At 47.1% G+C, this 16,505-nt stretch carries 12 protein-coding genes and 1 pseudogene; 11 read left to right on the top strand and 2 right to left on the bottom strand.

The window, feature by feature from the left end; genetic code table 11:
• The first annotated feature begins 53 nt into the window (after window positions 1–53).
• Window positions 54–881: a DUF364 domain-containing protein gene (locus tag DPO_RS17600; RefSeq protein ID WP_006967612.1), complete on the top strand. Its 828-nt coding sequence runs from the start codon at window positions 54–56 to the stop codon at window positions 879–881.
• Window positions 882–1,099: 218 nt separating this feature from the next.
• Here DPO_RS17600 and DPO_RS17595 read toward each other — a convergent pair.
• A pseudogene (locus tag DPO_RS17595) lies at window positions 1,100–2,704 on the bottom strand (IS1634 family transposase); the annotation flags it as partial.
• Window positions 2,705–2,804: 100 nt separating this feature from the next.
• Entirely contained in the window at window positions 2,805–3,014 is a 210-nt protein-coding gene (locus DPO_RS17590) for a hypothetical protein (RefSeq protein ID WP_006967610.1), read from the bottom strand.
• A gap of 183 nt (window positions 3,015–3,197) precedes the next feature.
• On the opposite strand from DPO_RS17590, the gene DPO_RS17580 reads away from it, so the two are divergent.
• The 10 genes from DPO_RS17580 (at window position 3,198) to DPO_RS17535 (ending at window position 16,500) form a co-directional block, all read left to right on the top strand.
• Window positions 3,198–5,891 carry a hypothetical protein gene (locus DPO_RS17580; protein WP_201765585.1) on the top strand — a complete coding sequence of 898 codons (2,694 nt, stop codon included), beginning with the start codon at window positions 3,198–3,200 and terminating at the stop codon, window positions 5,889–5,891.
• A gap of 186 nt (window positions 5,892–6,077) precedes the next feature.
• Window positions 6,078–6,746 carry a GntR family transcriptional regulator gene (locus DPO_RS17575; protein ID WP_040012045.1) on the top strand — a complete coding sequence of 223 codons (669 nt, stop codon included), beginning with the start codon at window positions 6,078–6,080 and terminating at the stop codon, window positions 6,744–6,746.
• Between the two features lie 533 nt (window positions 6,747–7,279).
• Window positions 7,280–7,699 (top strand): VOC family protein, encoded by a 420-nt coding sequence (locus tag DPO_RS17570; protein ID WP_006967608.1) that lies wholly within the window; start codon window positions 7,280–7,282, stop codon window positions 7,697–7,699.
• A gap of 84 nt (window positions 7,700–7,783) precedes the next feature.
• Window positions 7,784–9,136 (top strand): dihydroorotase, encoded by a 1,353-nt coding sequence (locus tag DPO_RS17565; RefSeq protein ID WP_006967607.1) that lies wholly within the window; start codon window positions 7,784–7,786, stop codon window positions 9,134–9,136.
• Window positions 9,137–9,226: 90 nt separating this feature from the next.
• Window positions 9,227–9,799, top strand: a complete 573-nt coding sequence (gene padE, locus DPO_RS17560; protein WP_006967606.1) for an NADH-dependent phenylglyoxylate dehydrogenase subunit gamma — start codon at window positions 9,227–9,229, stop codon at window positions 9,797–9,799.
• Complete coding sequence (locus DPO_RS26490) at window positions 9,796–10,089, top strand: 4Fe-4S binding protein (protein ID WP_006967605.1); 294 nt, start codon at window positions 9,796–9,798, stop codon at window positions 10,087–10,089. Before padE ends, DPO_RS26490 begins: the two co-directional genes overlap by 4 nt.
• Complete coding sequence (padG, locus tag DPO_RS17550) at window positions 10,086–11,282, top strand: NADH-dependent phenylglyoxylate dehydrogenase subunit alpha (RefSeq protein ID WP_006967604.1); 1,197 nt, start codon at window positions 10,086–10,088, stop codon at window positions 11,280–11,282. Before DPO_RS26490 ends, padG begins: the two co-directional genes overlap by 4 nt.
• Before the next feature lie 8 nt (window positions 11,283–11,290).
• Window positions 11,291–12,541, top strand: coding sequence for an NAD(P)/FAD-dependent oxidoreductase (locus tag DPO_RS17545; protein WP_006967603.1), 1,251 nt, complete (start codon window positions 11,291–11,293; stop codon window positions 12,539–12,541).
• Window positions 12,542–12,567: 26 nt separating this feature from the next.
• Window positions 12,568–13,887: a thiamine pyrophosphate-dependent enzyme gene (locus DPO_RS17540; RefSeq protein WP_006967599.1), complete on the top strand. Its 1,320-nt coding sequence runs from the start codon at window positions 12,568–12,570 to the stop codon at window positions 13,885–13,887.
• 18 nt (window positions 13,888–13,905) lie between these two features.
• The gene (locus DPO_RS17535) at window positions 13,906–16,500 is read left to right on the top strand and encodes a molybdopterin-dependent oxidoreductase (protein ID WP_006967598.1); all 2,595 of its coding nucleotides are present in this window, start codon (window positions 13,906–13,908) and stop codon (window positions 16,498–16,500) included.
• The last annotated feature ends 5 nt before the right edge of the window (window positions 16,501–16,505 follow it).

Raw genomic sequence — 16,505 nt, 5'->3', positions numbered from 1 at the left:
AAGATGTCATTTACCGGTGTGATTATATGACAATGGTATGTAACGGAGTGGAAATGACAATTCTTGAAGAAACCGGGGAACGGGTACAGGAGAAAATCGGCAGGGACTATGACGTGCTGGTGGTGGAAAAAGCGGTGATCGGACTGTTTTTCACGGCGGTCAAGCTCTCCAACGGGGTGGGCGGTATCTGCTATACCCCTGCCAAGGAGATTCCGGCCGCGGTCTGCTGCCCCAGTTCCGCCGGCCGGATATTCAACCCCGAGAAGTTGAACGGCATGCCCGTGTCCGAGGCATTGTCCGGGCTGTCTTCGGACGAACCCATCAAAACCGCGCTGTCCATTGCCGTGCTGAACGCCTTGAGCACCCTGTGCCGGCAAAAAGGCCTGGCAGGGGATTACAAGGTTCTGATACGGACCGATGCCCAGGATGCGGTGCCCATGCCAAAGGAAAAATCCGTGGCCGTGGTGGGGGCGTTTGTCCCCACCCTCCAGGCACTGAAAGCCCGGGGCGGCACCTGGTGGGTGATTGAAAAGAATCCGGAAACCCTGCTGCCCGAAGAGATGCCCCATTATGTTCCGGCAGATCAGTCATCTGGCATTATCGGGCAGGCCGATATCCTGGTGATCACCGGCGTGACCTTGATCAATCACACCCTGGAGGGGATTCTTTCGGCGGCCCGGCCGGATGCGGATATCGCGGTGATGGGACCTACCGCAGGGGGCCTTCCGGAACCGCTGTTCAATCGAGGTGTCCGGGTGGTGGGCGGTGTGGAAGTGACCCACCCGGACAAGCTGCTGGAAATAGTCTCACTGGGCGGTTCCGGATACCATTTTCTGGACCGGTATGCCGACCGGATCGTGACGGTGAAACATCCGGTTTAATGGGCATACTGGCTTGCGTATTCCGCATCATTGTACATGGCTTCACCATAGAGGTCTTTGCCGTAATCCCGGATAATGCGCTGCCCCTGTTCCGATGCGACAAAATCGATGAACTCGGATGCAATGGCAGGATGTTTTCCCCGGCCTTCGGGCTGGCACAGGGCATGGTAAGTGTTGATCAGGAACGGATCACCCTTGAACCCTAAATTCCCGCGCGATTGTAACGAGTTCGGGGGTGTGACCCCGAACTTCGAATAAAGTTCGGTTTGCTTCTTAGTCATTTCACCAACCTGTAATTTTTGACCTGGCACTTCAAAACATTCGATGATATCAAATTCATCCAGAACCTCCTGCATTGTGAAATCCTTGAACAGGTTGTTGTCCTTCATTTTTTTGATGATATAGGACAGAAAAATAAGAGAGAGGAACTGTACAAACATCTTGCCATCCAGGCTTTGTTCCGATGAAACGGCGACTCGACGGAGATTCAACCGGTCTTTCAAATTTTCAAAGGCTTTCTCCACCATGTCCTTGTTGCGGTATAGCTCCAGTGCTTCAACAGGGTCTTTAACCTCATTGCTGATCAGGGCAAAATAGCCGTAGTTTTCTTTTGCCTGTACAAAAGCGTCTTCTTTTGCCGTAACCTTTTTTCCCCTTACCGGAGTTGTTCTGACATCGAAAAATTTTTCATACTGCTTTTCGTGATCCGGGTGCCGCTGCCCTTTTACCAGTTCCTCCTGCAAGACAGCCATCCGGTTGTTGAAGGCTTTCTCGTCTTCCAGTGCCCGCTCCGGAGAAAAATAGATGTGAAGATACATCCGGCGTTCAGCTTTGAGGGTGTCTTTTTTATAAGGACGTTCCTGAACATAGTCCCAGGTAATGGGCAGGCAACAGGCATAAACCTGGTAAGCCTGATTGTAATATGGCCAGACGCGCATCTTATCCCGTACAGAATCAAGATGCGTCTTCACCAGATTCAACGACAACGTCGCGCCTATCAGGAATTTCATGCGTTGGCGGTAAAGTTCATTGATGTTGGCTGCACTGAAAAATCCCCGGTCAAGGACCACTTTGGTCTTTTCATAGCCGAGTGTATTCATGTCGGCCAGCAGTTTTCTCAGTGTTTTGACATCCGGGATGTTGCCAGCCAGTTTCCGGTAATAAAACGGCAACCGGGATTCCTGGCCGAACAGCAGGCTGAGGTTGATCTGTGCCAGTGGCTCATGATCTTTATTGTTACCATATCGAACCTGCCGGAGACATTTCGAATAACTGGATATCGACGTGCTGTCATAGGCCAGGTATTCTTTCTCGATCCGGCGTTTTCCCTGGAGTTTGAAAAAACGCTGCTTTGCATCCTCGGTGATGGATGCGAACAGTTCACTGCTCCTTTGGGAGCTGATGATTTCACCAAATGGATGCCGATGAATAGCTGCCCAGCGTGGGAAACGGCTCAAGGGATTTTTGTCCTCAAGAATCAAATAATAGACAATGGACAAAATCTGCCGCCAATTTTCTGGAAAGCATGTCTCCAGATCTTCAAGCAGGCCGGTATCCTCAGCTATGCGATCAAAAAGATAGGTGGCACCATAAAATTTGCGGGCATTCCTGGCAAAGGGCAGAGGCCCTTTTTTTGTAGCTTCTGTCCGGGTCGTTGCTTTTTTTCTTCTGGTAGGAACAATCTGCTGTGTTTCGGGGTCTACCCGCCCGATACATTTTCGTTTTGCCCGTGACTGTTTTTTCTTTTTATCCCAATGGGAAATTGATTCATAAGCGTAAGTGATTCCGGTCTTTTTGTTGGTCTGATACACAGTGGCTGCCATGGACGACCTCCTTGATTTCATCGTTATAATTTTATAAATTATAACGATGAAAAATGCAAGGAAAATCGAACAAATTTATAATTTTTTTAATTGGTTAGTTTTATTTCCTCGTTATATTTTTACGGGAATTCAGGTTGAACAGTACCGTGAGATTGGAAAGGTCTTTTTTGCCGGCCACCCAGGTGGAGGAATCGGTCATGAAATACCCGTTGACCGCATCAGCTTTTTTCAAAGTGGCCATCATGAAAACCTTGGTGATCAGGTACCAGTCCGACCCCGGCTCGATGCCGGCCTGCTCCCAGATGGCCATCTCCTTTGATCCATGTTTTTAACAACAATCCCTGTATGACCTACCGCTCTAATCATTAAATAGCCTCCAAATAAAGTCTTTGTTTAACAGTTTAAAAAATGTTCAATTGATAGTCATTTGATAGACGTTGACATAAAGTCATATGAAAATTGCTATGACCACAAATAACGGTTGGATTCAATAATGTCAATCGGTTACAACCTCAAAAATGCCATACTTGATCATTTCTTTATGATTGCTTTGCTCATTTTTGTTTTGACCGATAAGAAAGAAAAAATGACCAACATGCTGATAATCAAGCATCATGGGCTATATTACTTGATAGTAAAAATCAAAATTAAAGCTTGTAATGCCGGCCCGGTTTTGATAAAGTATTGCAAATACTCAGCTGGATTAGAGTATATTTGCAATACTTTATCAGGAGGTGCTGGTACATATGGAAACAACACCCGACCAGAAGCTGATTTCAGCCTTTCAGGAAAACAAGTGCTGGATGATCCAACCACTGGCCGAGCGAATGAACTACTCCATCCCTTCGGTTCGGCGGTTCCTGGCCAAAACCGGTTACTTCAGCAGTTTTTCCCACAATGGGAAATGGTACACCCTGGCTTCGATTCCCCGTTTCAGCAGCAAGGGTTTGTGGTTTTACCGGGATATCGGATTTTCAAGACATGGTCCATTGACCCACACACTGGTGAATCTGATCGAGAAAAGTACATCCGGGATGACAGCCGATCATCTGGGTCAGCTGCTTCGATGCCGCTGCCATGCTGTTCTGGTTCAATTGTACCGAAAGGGTCAGCTGCAAAGACAAAAACATGGCGGCTCCTATGTGTATTTGGCCGGCGATCCGATCAAAGCCGATGCTCAGAAAAAAGCGCTTCAAACCGAACCTGCACCCCTGCCGGCGGAGTTGGCTGTGCAGATCCTTGTGGCATTTATCCAGAATCCCGGTACAGATTTGCAACAGCTGGCCAAATCTGTTTTGCAAAAAACAGGGGCACGAATCAGCACTGCGCAGATTCAAATGCTTTTCGATGCACACGGGTTAAAAAAAAAGGCCTGAATTCCGAAGCCAAAGCCTGGCTTGCACTGCGCCAGAGTTTGATCCGGCTTTATCACGATACACTGCCGGGGGCATTGTTCCCGAAGCCGCCGGTCGTAAGGTTCCGGCCCGAAGAAAATCGCTGTTCCTGCGGCAAGACTCTTTTTGTCCAGAAAACCAGACGGAAAACTGTGTTTTGCATGACCGGTCCCTTTAAAGCCCATGAAACTCTGCACTACTGCCGGACATGCCGGCAGGTTCACCGATCGAAAGATCTAAGGAACATTGTTCCCAGGTGTTGCAATGTGGCCTGGGATGTCCTTGTTTTTGTGGGTAAAAGCCTTTTCCAGCGTTGCCTGACAATCGATCAGGTCTGCCATGAATTGAAGCTCAGAAACATTGATTTGAGCCATTCAGAAGTCACGTACCTTGGGCGAAAATTCATCATCTATCTCGCACTGGCGCACCGGCAGGCCACACCTCGCATTGAACAGGCCATGAACCGCAATGGTGGATACATATTGCACTTGGACGCTACTCATGAAGGAGATGCACCGGTACTGATGACCGGTATGGACGGTCTGAAACAGATTGTACTGGGCAATGTAAAAATCCCCAGCGAACATGCCGATCATATCGTGCCTTTTCTTGAGCAGCTTCAAAACAACTACGGAAACCCCATTGCCTGTGTCCATGACATGGGGACCGGTATCTGTAAAGCAGTAACCCAGGTTTTTCCCGGTATCCGGGACTTTGTCTGCCATTTTCATTTTCTGCGGGATGCCGGAAAGGATCTGCTCGAACCCTCTTACGGTCAATTGAGAAAAACCCTGCAAAAACATGCCGCCACCACCCGGCTGGGTGAAATGATCCGGGATCTTCTCCAGCGGATTGAAGCCCAAACTGTTGATGCGGGGCAACTGAAAAATGCCATCACAGAAGACCCTGCTGTAGAAAACATGAATCTGACATCTTTGGTTTCGATCTATTCCCTGTGCCTGTGGTGCCTGCAGGGCAAAAAAGAGGGAAACGGTTATGGATTCCCGTTTGATAGACCACTTCTGGCCTTCGCCCGCAGAATTGTGAAGTTGAACAAAAATCTTCCGATCATGCAGGATCAGGTCTCCCATGTAGACCGAGTCGGAAAACGGTTGTTTTGCAAGCTTAATACACTGACAAATGATCTCTGTGGTGATCCTAATTTCAAGCGATCTGTTGACGATCTTGAATGGCGGACCATTCTATTTGATGATCTCCGGGAAAAAATGCGTATTGCCGATCCTTCCGGACGGAACGGTTTGAATGATGAAGGATCGCACAAATCTATGAAAAGTATCCGAAAAGCCGTCCGCCGATTCCGTTCGAAACTTGATAAAAACGCCAGATATAAAAGAGATCTGCTTTGCCAAAAGCTGGCCAAACAGATCGACAAGTACGATGAACGACTGTTTGCAGATCCTATCGATATCGATACCCCGTCCGGAAAAATAACCATCCATCCCCAGCGCACCAATAATCTGCTGGAACAATTTTTTCGGGGTCTGCGCCGTGATCATCGAAGAAAAACCGGTGATAACTCCATGCGGCGGGTCTTGCATGCAATGCTGGCTGACACGCCCTTGATAAAAAATCTGAAAAACCCCGAATACATGCACCTGCTTCTGAATGGGAAGGAAAATCTTGAAGGACTGTTCGCAGATCTCGAAATCAATGGATATGAAGCAACCTCTTCAACTTCTCCTACCGATCGTGTATTGCCGGGCTTCAGGAAATTGATAAAAATAGACAATCTGCCGGAGAAAATTTATCTGGCTTTGGAGAAATGTTCATGATTCTACAAAATCCAACTGAATTTTGTGGCCATAGGAAAATTGTTTTGTCAAGAAAAAAAATAATCCATTTCATATAATTGAGTTTCCTGCTTTTTTTCATTGATTTCAACATCCTGATTGAGTATTTTAATTTATGATGATAAACATATGAAGCCGACATTTAAGTATTTATAAAAGTTTAATTTTATGAGAATCAAAAATAATTCGAAATCAGATCAAATTTTTCAAGAGTTGCGATTGGACATTCTTTCAGGGAAAATACCCGGCGGTACAAGATTGGTCGAAACAGTGCTTGCGAAAGAAAAAGGAGTTAGTCGAACTCCTGTAAGAGAGGCTCTGCAGCAACTTGCTAAAGAGGAACTGCTATATGCAATTCCCAGGGCCGGATATATTGTACAATCCCTTTCAGAAAGTGATATCATGGATTTATTTGAAACAAGGATGGCGATTGAACATGTGGCCGGCCAGAAAGCGATCAATAACATTACCGATGCAGAACTTACACAGTTAAAAAATAATCTGAATATATCAAAAGCAGCAATCGATAAGGATTCTACAATAGATATGCCGAATTATGATATCGAATTCCATGAAATAATATACAAGGCCACACGAAGTAAATATCTTTACCGAATATGTATGATGCTGAGTGATTATACGCTGAAATTCAGACAATCAATTATAATTTATCCAGAAGTCGCGCAACGTGCTTTAAAAGATCACAATCAGATTTACCAAGCTTTTAAAAAAAAAAGTCCAGAAAAATTGGACAAAGCGATCAATTCACATCTCAAAGTCGTTAAAAAAGATATTTTGGAGAGTCTGAGCAAATTGAGACAAGAATCGTTTCTTTGATACCCTCCCCCGCATGCACTGCTCATCAGAACAGTTGGCCATTGTGTCGTAGAAAACATCATCGAAGGATCGTTGAATAAATGGTGCCAGAAGGCCTGTCAGAAAGCTGTCAATAGAGATCTCAACCGACGGGGTGCTCGGGACAAATTTTTCCCTGATTCTTGAAACCGGGCCACTGTTTTCGGGTATTTTTTTCTGTCAAAATCGCATCCATAATTGCCCTTTCAGTCACACAAGCCATTTTTTTTGATGGCAGTATAACGAGTTTCTCACAGATTTGGTAACTCATCACACATGAACTTAGTGGCAACTTCATTTCCGCTTGTTATATAATTCAAAAACCCGGAAAATTAAATTAAAAAATTCCCTTGACAATAAAATTTAGATGATGCTTATTATGTGTATATCAGTCGTATTGCAATAAGCGGATTTTAACGGCTTTGAGTAATCAAGCATTGATTGATAGGCTTTAAAGGATTTTACTACACTTCACGAAAAGACAGATAATCGTGAATTTTACCACGGAGGAAAAAATGAAAATCAATAAAATCGATCACATCTGCATCGCCGTCAAAAATCTTGATGAAGCCCGTAAGGTATGGGAACCGGTATTGGGGAAAACGGCCCCTGACGATGCATATATTGATGAGCCTGAAAAGATAAGGGTGGCGAGATACTGGCTCGGAGGCGTCGGTTTTGAACTGATGGAATCGACGACACCGGACGGGGATGTGGCAAAATTCATCGAAAAAAAAGGGGAAGGGGTCATGCTCATCAGTTTCAATGTGGATGACACCCGGGAAGCCATGGCAGAGCTTCAGGAAAAGAATTATCCGTTTATCGGAGGCGCGAGACCGTTTCGTGACTGCGAGTTTTCTTTTATCCACCCTAAAAAAATGAACGGGGTACTGCTGGAACTCATTGATTATAAATGGGATGAACTCAAAAAATAGATCCCGGCTGTTTAAGTTTGGAACCCGGGCCTACGACCGGGAAAAAGGTATAGTTGAATATTTTATTAAACAAGGAGGCTGAACATGCTGGATCTGATCATCAGAAATGGAAAAGTTTTCAACCCGGAAAAAGGATTTCTTGATGTCGAGGTTGGCATAAAAGATGGAAAAATCGCGGAAATTGGAAAAAATCTTTCAGGTGCCGCAGAGGTGTTGGATGCATCAGGTAATATTGTAATGCCGGGTGTCATCGATCCCCATATTCACCTGGGAATTTTCAATGATTTTGCCGTTGAATGCGAGCATGAGACCCGTGCTGCACTGGCCGGAGGGGTAACCACCTGCGGATTATTCATGGGCGGTGATCAGTCCTATCTGGGTCAGGTCGGAGGGCTGATTGATGTAATTGAGGCCAAATCCTCTGTGGATATGTTTATGCACCTGGCCATATTTACACCGGATCAGATGGATGAGATGGAAGCATGTTATCAGGAATTCGGTATTACATCGTTTAAGTTTTATATGGCAGGGGTAAAAGGTGTTTTTCCCAATGTCAGCGACGGATTTATTCTTGACGGGTTTAAAAAAATCGCAAAATTCGGTGATAACGCCATCGCATGCGTCCATTGCGAGGATCAGTCCATCATTGACCGGGCCTTTGATGAGGTCAGTGCCCAAAATCCGGATGGCACGCTCGGTGACTGGGCCAAAACAGGCCCGGACATCGCTGAGGAGGAAGCCATTATGCGGGCCTGTTATCTGGCGGAAAAAGCGGGCAACAGGCTATATATTGTTCATATTTCCTCAAAAGCCGGGGCAGATCGCCTGGCAAAAATAAAAAAGAATGAAGGCGCCGCCGTGTTTGGTGAAACCACGTCCGCCTATCTGACAGTGAACAAAGATGGTGCATTCGGACTGAAGGGAAAAATGCTGCCGCCCCTCAGAGATGCATCAGACAATGACGGGCTGTGGGAAGCAGTGAAAAATGATACCATTGATTCTCTTGGCACGGACAATGTCAGTATGACCCTGGAAGTCAAACAGGAAGAAAAAGGGATGCTGGGTGCGATGCCCGGGTATCCTATTCTTCAGACACATTTCCCCGCCATGATCAACGAGGGGTATCACAAACGGGGTGTTGACATAGAAAAAATCATCACCAAGGCAACCGTGAATCCCGCCAAAATATTCGGGCTTTATCCCCGGAAAGGCATTATCGCAGAGGGCAGCGATGCGGACATCGTTATTCTTGACCTCAATTTATCCCGAACCGTGGAAAGCAAAGAACTGTTTTCCTACAGTGATTTCTCTCTGTTCGAAGGACAAGACATCAAAGGGTGGCCCCGGACAGTCTTAAAGGGCGGTAAAGTGGCATATTCCGATGGAAAAATCGTGGTGGAACCGGGAAGCGGCTCCTTTCTGAAACGCAAGTTATAAACAAGAGTTGTTCCAGGCGGTTTGAACCGTCTGGAACACAATGTTCCAATATAAAAAGACTGCGAAAAATGCAGTTGACGAGGAGATGCGATGTTTGAAATGCGCTTTCATGGACGGGGCGGTCAAGGAGCTGTCATGGCATCCAAAATTCTGGCCAAAGCCCTGGTGGAGGAAGGTCATGTGGCCAAAGCCATCCCTTCATTCGGGTTTGAAAGAAGGGGTGCGCCGGTTTCCGCCTTTCTTCGTTTTGATGACAAGGAAATCAGACAGGTGACAAATATTTACACCCCGGACTGTATCGTGTGTATTGATCCGACACTTTCAAAATCCGTAGATATTTTTGAAGGCATCAATGACAATGCCGTACTTGTTCAGGCAACCAAAAAAAAGATATCTCAATTGTCGTTTCCGGACACCATTTCAAAGGTCGGGGTCTGTGATGCCTTCGGCCTGGCCATGGAAATTATTGGAAGACCGATCACCAACACCATTATGCTGGGAGTCTTTGCAAAAACCACGGGTCTTGTTTCCATTGATTCGATCAATAAAGCCATGGAATCGGTGGCGTTCAGAGATGCGGCCTTGAACAAGAACATTGAAGCGGTCAGGCGTGGTTATGAAAACACCTCCGTGTTGGAAATCAAAAGAAAGGAGGAAGCATGATCAGACAATCCAATCCCCCCTTTGACAGTTCAACCATTCCCAATGATCTGTGCCCGATATCAACCAAATTTGTTTTTCTCAAGACCGGCGATTGGCGAGCCATACGGCCGGTAGTGATGCGGAGAAACTGCGTGAAATGCGGTACCTGTTGGGTATTTTGCCCCACCCAGTGCATCACGGAAAAAGCCACCTGGTTCGAGGCAAATCTTGATATCTGTAAAGGCTGCGGGGTCTGCGCCTATGAGTGCCCCCATAATGCAATCAAAATGGAAGAGGAAACAGAGGTATGATTGAAAAGATTGTATGTGACGGCAATGAGGCTGCCGCATGGGGGGTTTCCAAGGCAAAACCCGATATGGTGGCGGTATATCCCATAACCCCGCAATCATCCCTTGCCGAATATGTTGCGCAGTTTGTAGCTGATGGGGTGATTGAGGCGGACTTGATGGATGTGGAAGGTGAACACAGCGTATTGTCGGTTCTTCAGGGGGCGTGCCTGGCTGGTGCCAGAACCTATACCGCGACCTGCGGCCAAGGACTGGCATTTATGTTTGAACCGTATTTCAGGACCCCGCCGCTACGGCTTCCCATTGTCATGTCCCTGGTGACCCGGGACGGTATTACGCCCCAGTGTGTCTGGGGGGGACAGCAGGATGCCATGACGGTCAAAGAGGTCGGCTGGATTCAGATGTATTGTGAAACAAACCAGGAAATTCTGGATACCATTATCATGGCCTACCGGGTGGCGGAAGACCGCAACGTCATGCTCCCGGTGAATGTGTGCCATGACGGAAACTATCAGTCCTATGGCGTCGAGCAGGTGTTGCTCCCGGATCAGGAGATGGTGAACGGATTTCTGGGCGAAAAAAATACGAACTGGCATGTGGCCCTGGATCCGGACAAACCCATGGGTGTTGATCCATTGACAGGCGGTGCCGGCGGTGTCGGGCCTTCCCGGTTTGTCCGGTACCGGAAGGGAACCTGCAATGGAATGCAAAATGCCCTGGATGTGATTTCAGCGGCCCATGATGAGTGGGCCGCGCTGACTGGACGGCAATATGCCCCTTTGGTGGAAGAATATCTACTGGATGATGCGGATTACGCGATTATTACCATCGGCGGCATGACAGGGGCCGGCAAGGATGCGGTGGATGAAATGCGCCTGGCAGGTGAAAATGTAGGACTGATTAAGATCAAGACTTTCCGTCCTTTTCCCCAGGCTGCGCTTCTTGATGCGGTATCCAAAGTCGGCGCTGTCGGTGTGATAGACCGGGCGGTCAATTTTGGATGGGGGTGCGGGCCGGTATACCAGGAAGTTTTAGGGGTTCTCTACCGGATGGAAAAAAAGATTCCGGCCGTCAGTTTTATCGGGGGCCTGGCAGGCGCCGATATTACCATCAATGATTTCAAAAATGTCATCACGACAACGAAACGCGCGTTGAACGGTGATCCGCCCAAATCAACCATATGGATAAATGAATAGGTGTTATCATGTATACCAACTTTCTTATTATCGGCGCAAGTCATGCCGGACTCTCCGCTCTGGATGCCATAAGACGGTGTGATCCGGATGCAGCTGTGACGGTGATCGCTGCTGAAAAAACAGAACCGTATTCACCAACCGCCCTGCCTTATGTCATTTCCGGAAAAACACAGCCGGAGCGGACCGGGTTGAGAAAACCGGATTTTTTCGAGAATCTGGGGGTTGACTTTATAAACGGTGCTTCTGTCACCCGGGTCAATACCACCGCCAATCAGGTGGTGCTGGATGACGGACGAACCATTGGATACAAAAAACTGCTCGTGGCATCGGGTGCTTCCGCTTTGATCCCGGAAATTTCCGGAATTGAAGAAGTCAATTTCGCATCGATCCGTACCATGGCAGATGCCGTAAGCATTCAAAAACAAAGTGCCATGGCAGATTCAGCCGTCATTATCGGGGCCGGTTTCATCGGAATGCATACGGCGGAAAGTCTTTTTAAATCCGGATTAAAGGTTTCTGTCATAGAAGCCTTTGACCATGTCATGCCAACGAGTTTTGATACCCAGGCATCCGAGTTTATTAAAAGCATTTTTGTCGAAAACGGGATCTGTGTTCTGACCGGAAAAAAAGTGACAAAATTGTTTGAAAGTGACGGCAAAAAAATGGTGGCGCTCGATGACGGCGAAACGGTTTCCGGGGATATGCTTGTCATCTCAACAGGGATCAATCCCAACATCAATTTTCTTGCAGGGTCGGGTATTGATTGTAAGGATGGGGTCGTTGTGGATAACCGGATGCGGACATCGGTCCCCAATGTTTGGGCCGCCGGTGATGTGGCCGTCTGCAGTCAATTTTTTTCTCAAAGGAAAAGCATCGGCGGGACCATCCCCTGTGCCACTGATCAGGGAGTAACAGCAGGTATGGATATGGTGGAAGACAGATATGCCCGGGATTATCCCGGGAACCTGAATATGAATACCTTTGGTTTTTTTGATAATTTTGCTTTTTCCATCGGAAAAATAACCTCTGATGCTTCAGATGACGAGGTTGCCATCCAAACAGATGCTGGGAAAATCAGTTTTTCCAGATTTACTTTTGAAGACGATGTGTTGACAGGTGTTTCTGCCATTAACAGGCGGCTGGATCCCGGAATTTTAAAAGAACTGATCCTGAGGAGAACAGATCTGTCCTCACGGAAAAATGATTTTATCAAAGCCCCTCTTGAAACCGGAAGACAAGTGATGCGGGAATTGTTTTAGACAATTTTAAAAAAGGAGATATCGTTTTGGGAAAAAGTTTTGCGACCCTTGCTTTTTATCCGGACAAATGTGACGGCTGTGATGAGTGCGTGAAAGCCTGTGCTCTGGTGCACGACGATTCCGGCGCTTTTGAACATTCAAGGATTCAACTGGCAAAGGATGAAAATAAAAAATTTGGACTGGCCCTGTGCCGTCAGTGTTCGGAACCGGAGTGTGTTCAAAACTGTCCGGTGGGGGCTCTTTCAAAAGACCCCGAGACAGGTGTCATCACCTGTGATGATACGTGTGTTGGATGCAAAATATGCACGCTCAGCTGTTCCCACGCCGGCATCACCATCAATGAGTTGACCGGCAGAGTCATGAAATGCGATCTTTGCGGCGGTGATCCGGCATGTGTCAAGGTCTGTGACAGAAATGCCTTGAAACTGCTTAAAAATTCCGATCTGTTCAACGCCTGGGGTAATGTGGAAGATCTGGTAGCACCCGGTATTTCGTCCTGCCTGGGCTGCAATACAGAGTTGTTGTTTCGGCACAGCCTCAGAAAAATAGGATCCAATACAGTGCTTGCCATACCACCGGGTTGTACCGCAGGTGTCGGTGCGGTAGGGGTAAATGGTGTGACCGCCACAAAGGTGCCGTCTTTTCATCCCCTTCTGACCAATACCGCCTCCATGCTGGCGGGTATAAAACGGTACTATAACCGGATCGGACGGGATATCACTATGATGGCCTTTGCCGGAGACGGCGGTACCGCAGATGTGGGGTTCCAGTCTCTGTCCGGTGCTGCGGAACGGGGCGAGAAGATGATTTATATCTGTATCGACAATGAAGGATACATGAACACGGGCGTTCAAAGATCCAGCACGACCCCTTACGGGGCCTGGACATCCACCACGCCGGTGGGGTCTGCCCTGAAAGGAAAAACCCGTGATGCCAAATATCTTCCCATTATTATGATGATGCACAATTGTGAATATGTGGCCACTGCATCCACAGCATTTATGGATGATTTTTATGAGAAACTGGACAAAGCCCAAGAGGCTTCAAAGAAAGGAATGGCATATCTGCACGTGTTTTCTCCGTGCCCGACCGGGTGGCGGTTTCCGCCTGAAAAACTGATCGAAGTCGGAAGAAAAGCGGTGGAATCCAATATTGTGCCTTTGTGGGAATATTCAAACGCTACAAAACGACTTGAATTCACACATCCCGTGGATGACCCGATTCCGATAACCGAATATCTTTTTCTGATTGGTAAATACAAGCACCTTGATGCGTCTCAGCTTGAGTTGATTGAGGAAATTAGAGACAGAAGAATTGAAATGCTGGACAACATTTCTAAATCATAAACAAAAGGAGATGGAAACATGTATGCAAGTGCTGTACAGAATTCCGTGAAATCCGGAAAATGGATCAACTCGACCTGTAAAATGTGTTTACACTCATGCAGTGTAAGGGTTCATGTTACGGATGAGGGGGTAGTGAACAAGGTTGAAGGAAATCCCACCAACCCGAGCAATGAAAGCGGGATCTGCCCGAAAGGGAATTCTTCTCTTTTAAGGCTATATGATCCCCAGCGCATTAAAACCCCAATGAAGCGGACCAACCCGAGAAAAGGACCGGATGATGATCCGGGCTGGGTCCCTATCTCATGGGAAGAAGCACTGGATACCGTGGGACGGGAACTGAAAAAAACGTTTGAAGATGATCCCAGAAAACTGCTCCCCGCAATTAATGATTTCCAGAAGATCTATTTGTGGGCGTGGCCGGCCGCTTTTGGAGGAAACGCCAATTATTTTTCGGTGGTGGGGACCCAATGCGGAGGCGGATATCATCCCATGAACGGGTTTATCCATTCTACTTTTGCTGCTGGAAATGACACATCATATTGTAATTATTGGATAAATAATGGTGGTGGGGATGGGTTTTCATCTCACCTTCATATGGCAGGGGCAGCCCGTCACATGGCCAGAGCCCGGGTTGATCGCGGGATGCATCTTGTCACGGTGGAGCCGCGGCTTTCCATATCTGCGGCGAAATCGGACGAATGGGTTCCCATCCGGCCTGCGACTGACCGGCATTTTGCACTGGGTTTGTGTCATGTACTTATCAATGAGAAACTGTATGATGAAGCGTTTTTGAAAAAAGATACCAATGCCGTTTATCTGGTCGGGCCGGATGGCTTTTTTGTCAGAAATGAAGAAGGAAACATCTATGTATGGGATTCCGTGGACAACAAGGCAAAGCTGTGGAATGACGAGACCATAAAAGATTATGCCCTTGAAGGAGAGTATGAGGTTGAAGGGGTTAAAGCCTCCCCGGCATTCCAGCTTTTTAAAGACAACATAAGCAAATGTACCCCGGAAAAAATTTCCCAGGTTACCACGGTTCCCGCAGAGACCATTCAGCGGATTGCCAGGGAGTTCGCCAAAGCGGCAAGTATTGGTTCAAGCATTAAAATTGACGGCAAAACACTGCCTTTCAGACCGGCTGCCTACAATTACTACAGAGGTGCCCAGGGACACAAAACCGGAAGCATGACCAACCATAGCTTTAAACTGGTCAATTTTCTGGTCGGCAATATCGACACCCCGGGTGGTCATGTCGGGGTTACGCTGGATGATTTCATGATTGACCGGGGTCACATCTGGGAAGGTGACTGCGGGCAGATTAAAACAACGCCGCATCAGCTGCATCCGGAAGTCCCTTTTGCCTATCCACCCAATACGGCTCATTTGATGGATTATTTCCCCTTGGGGGTTGATCCCGGCCATCTGATCACCCAGACGTTTTTTGATCAGAAAAAATGGGGGATGGATTTTAAACCCGATACCATGCTGATTTGTCATTCCAATCCTTTGTGGAACCTGAACGGTCCCCAGGAAAAATATTTTGACATCATGCGCAACATGCGATTTATCGTGGCCATCGATATCCTGCTTAATGAAAGCACCCAATGGGCGGACATCGTCCTGCCGACTCTGGACAACCTTGAACGCTGGAACATGGTCATGATCGAGCCGCCTTTGACGGAAGGCCAGTGTCTTACACAACCTGCCATTGAACCGCTCTGGGATTGCAAGAGTGAGGAGGAAATATTCAATGAGATTTCTGAAAGGATCGGTATTCTGGATCAGTGGAATGAAATCCAGAATTATGCGAACATGTTTTTTGAAAAACCCGAGCTGATGCTGAAACCGGGAAAAAAGTATTCCGACAAGGAAATCGCTGAAAGAAAAGGCAAGATGTGGAATGACAAGGATCTTGATTGGTACATAGAAAAAGGCCACTCAAGCACCATGAGAAGGCCGGATAAATTCTACCGTCCATGGGAAGGTCAACGGATTCATTTTTACATTGAAGATATTCTGACCCGAAAGAAGGAGCTTCAAGAGAATATGAAAAAAGCCAACGTGCCTTTCTATGATATCTGGGAATGGGATGACTATCAGGCGATTCCAAACGCGGTGCTGGATCCGGTGCATAAAGAACCTGAAGAATATGACATGTATGCGATCACCTTTAAGGATGTTCAGGTCAATTTCGGTGAGAACCTGAGTATCCCGTGGATTTCGGATATCGTTTACAAAGATCCGGTTCATATGGGAATTCTTATTAACACCCTGGCAGCAAAAAAACGGGGTATCAGCGATGGTGATCTGATCAAGGTCACCTCCAACTATGGCACCATCATGGGGCTTGCCAGGGTAACCGAAGGCATGCATGTTGAAACAGTCGGGGTTTCCAATGCCCTGTCACGGTGGACAGGCTATCATGCTGTGGTGAAACCGGCGGGTGGCCATTATAACCGGCTCCTTCCTGCAGATTTGAAGAATACCTGCGCAAACAGTGGGCAAATGGAAACAGCCGCCAAAGTGAAGGTAGAGCTCTTCAGAAAAAACCCCAACGATGACAAGATCGTTGAAAGTGAAATTAAAAATTACCGTTACGCCAGAAAATAAGGGAG

Source organism: Desulfotignum phosphitoxidans DSM 13687, assembly GCF_000350545.1.
Lineage (GTDB): Bacteria > Desulfobacterota > Desulfobacteria > Desulfobacterales > Desulfobacteraceae > Desulfotignum > Desulfotignum phosphitoxidans.
Note: the sequence above shows the minus strand (reverse complement) of the source record. Positions and strands in the feature narration are given on the sequence as shown.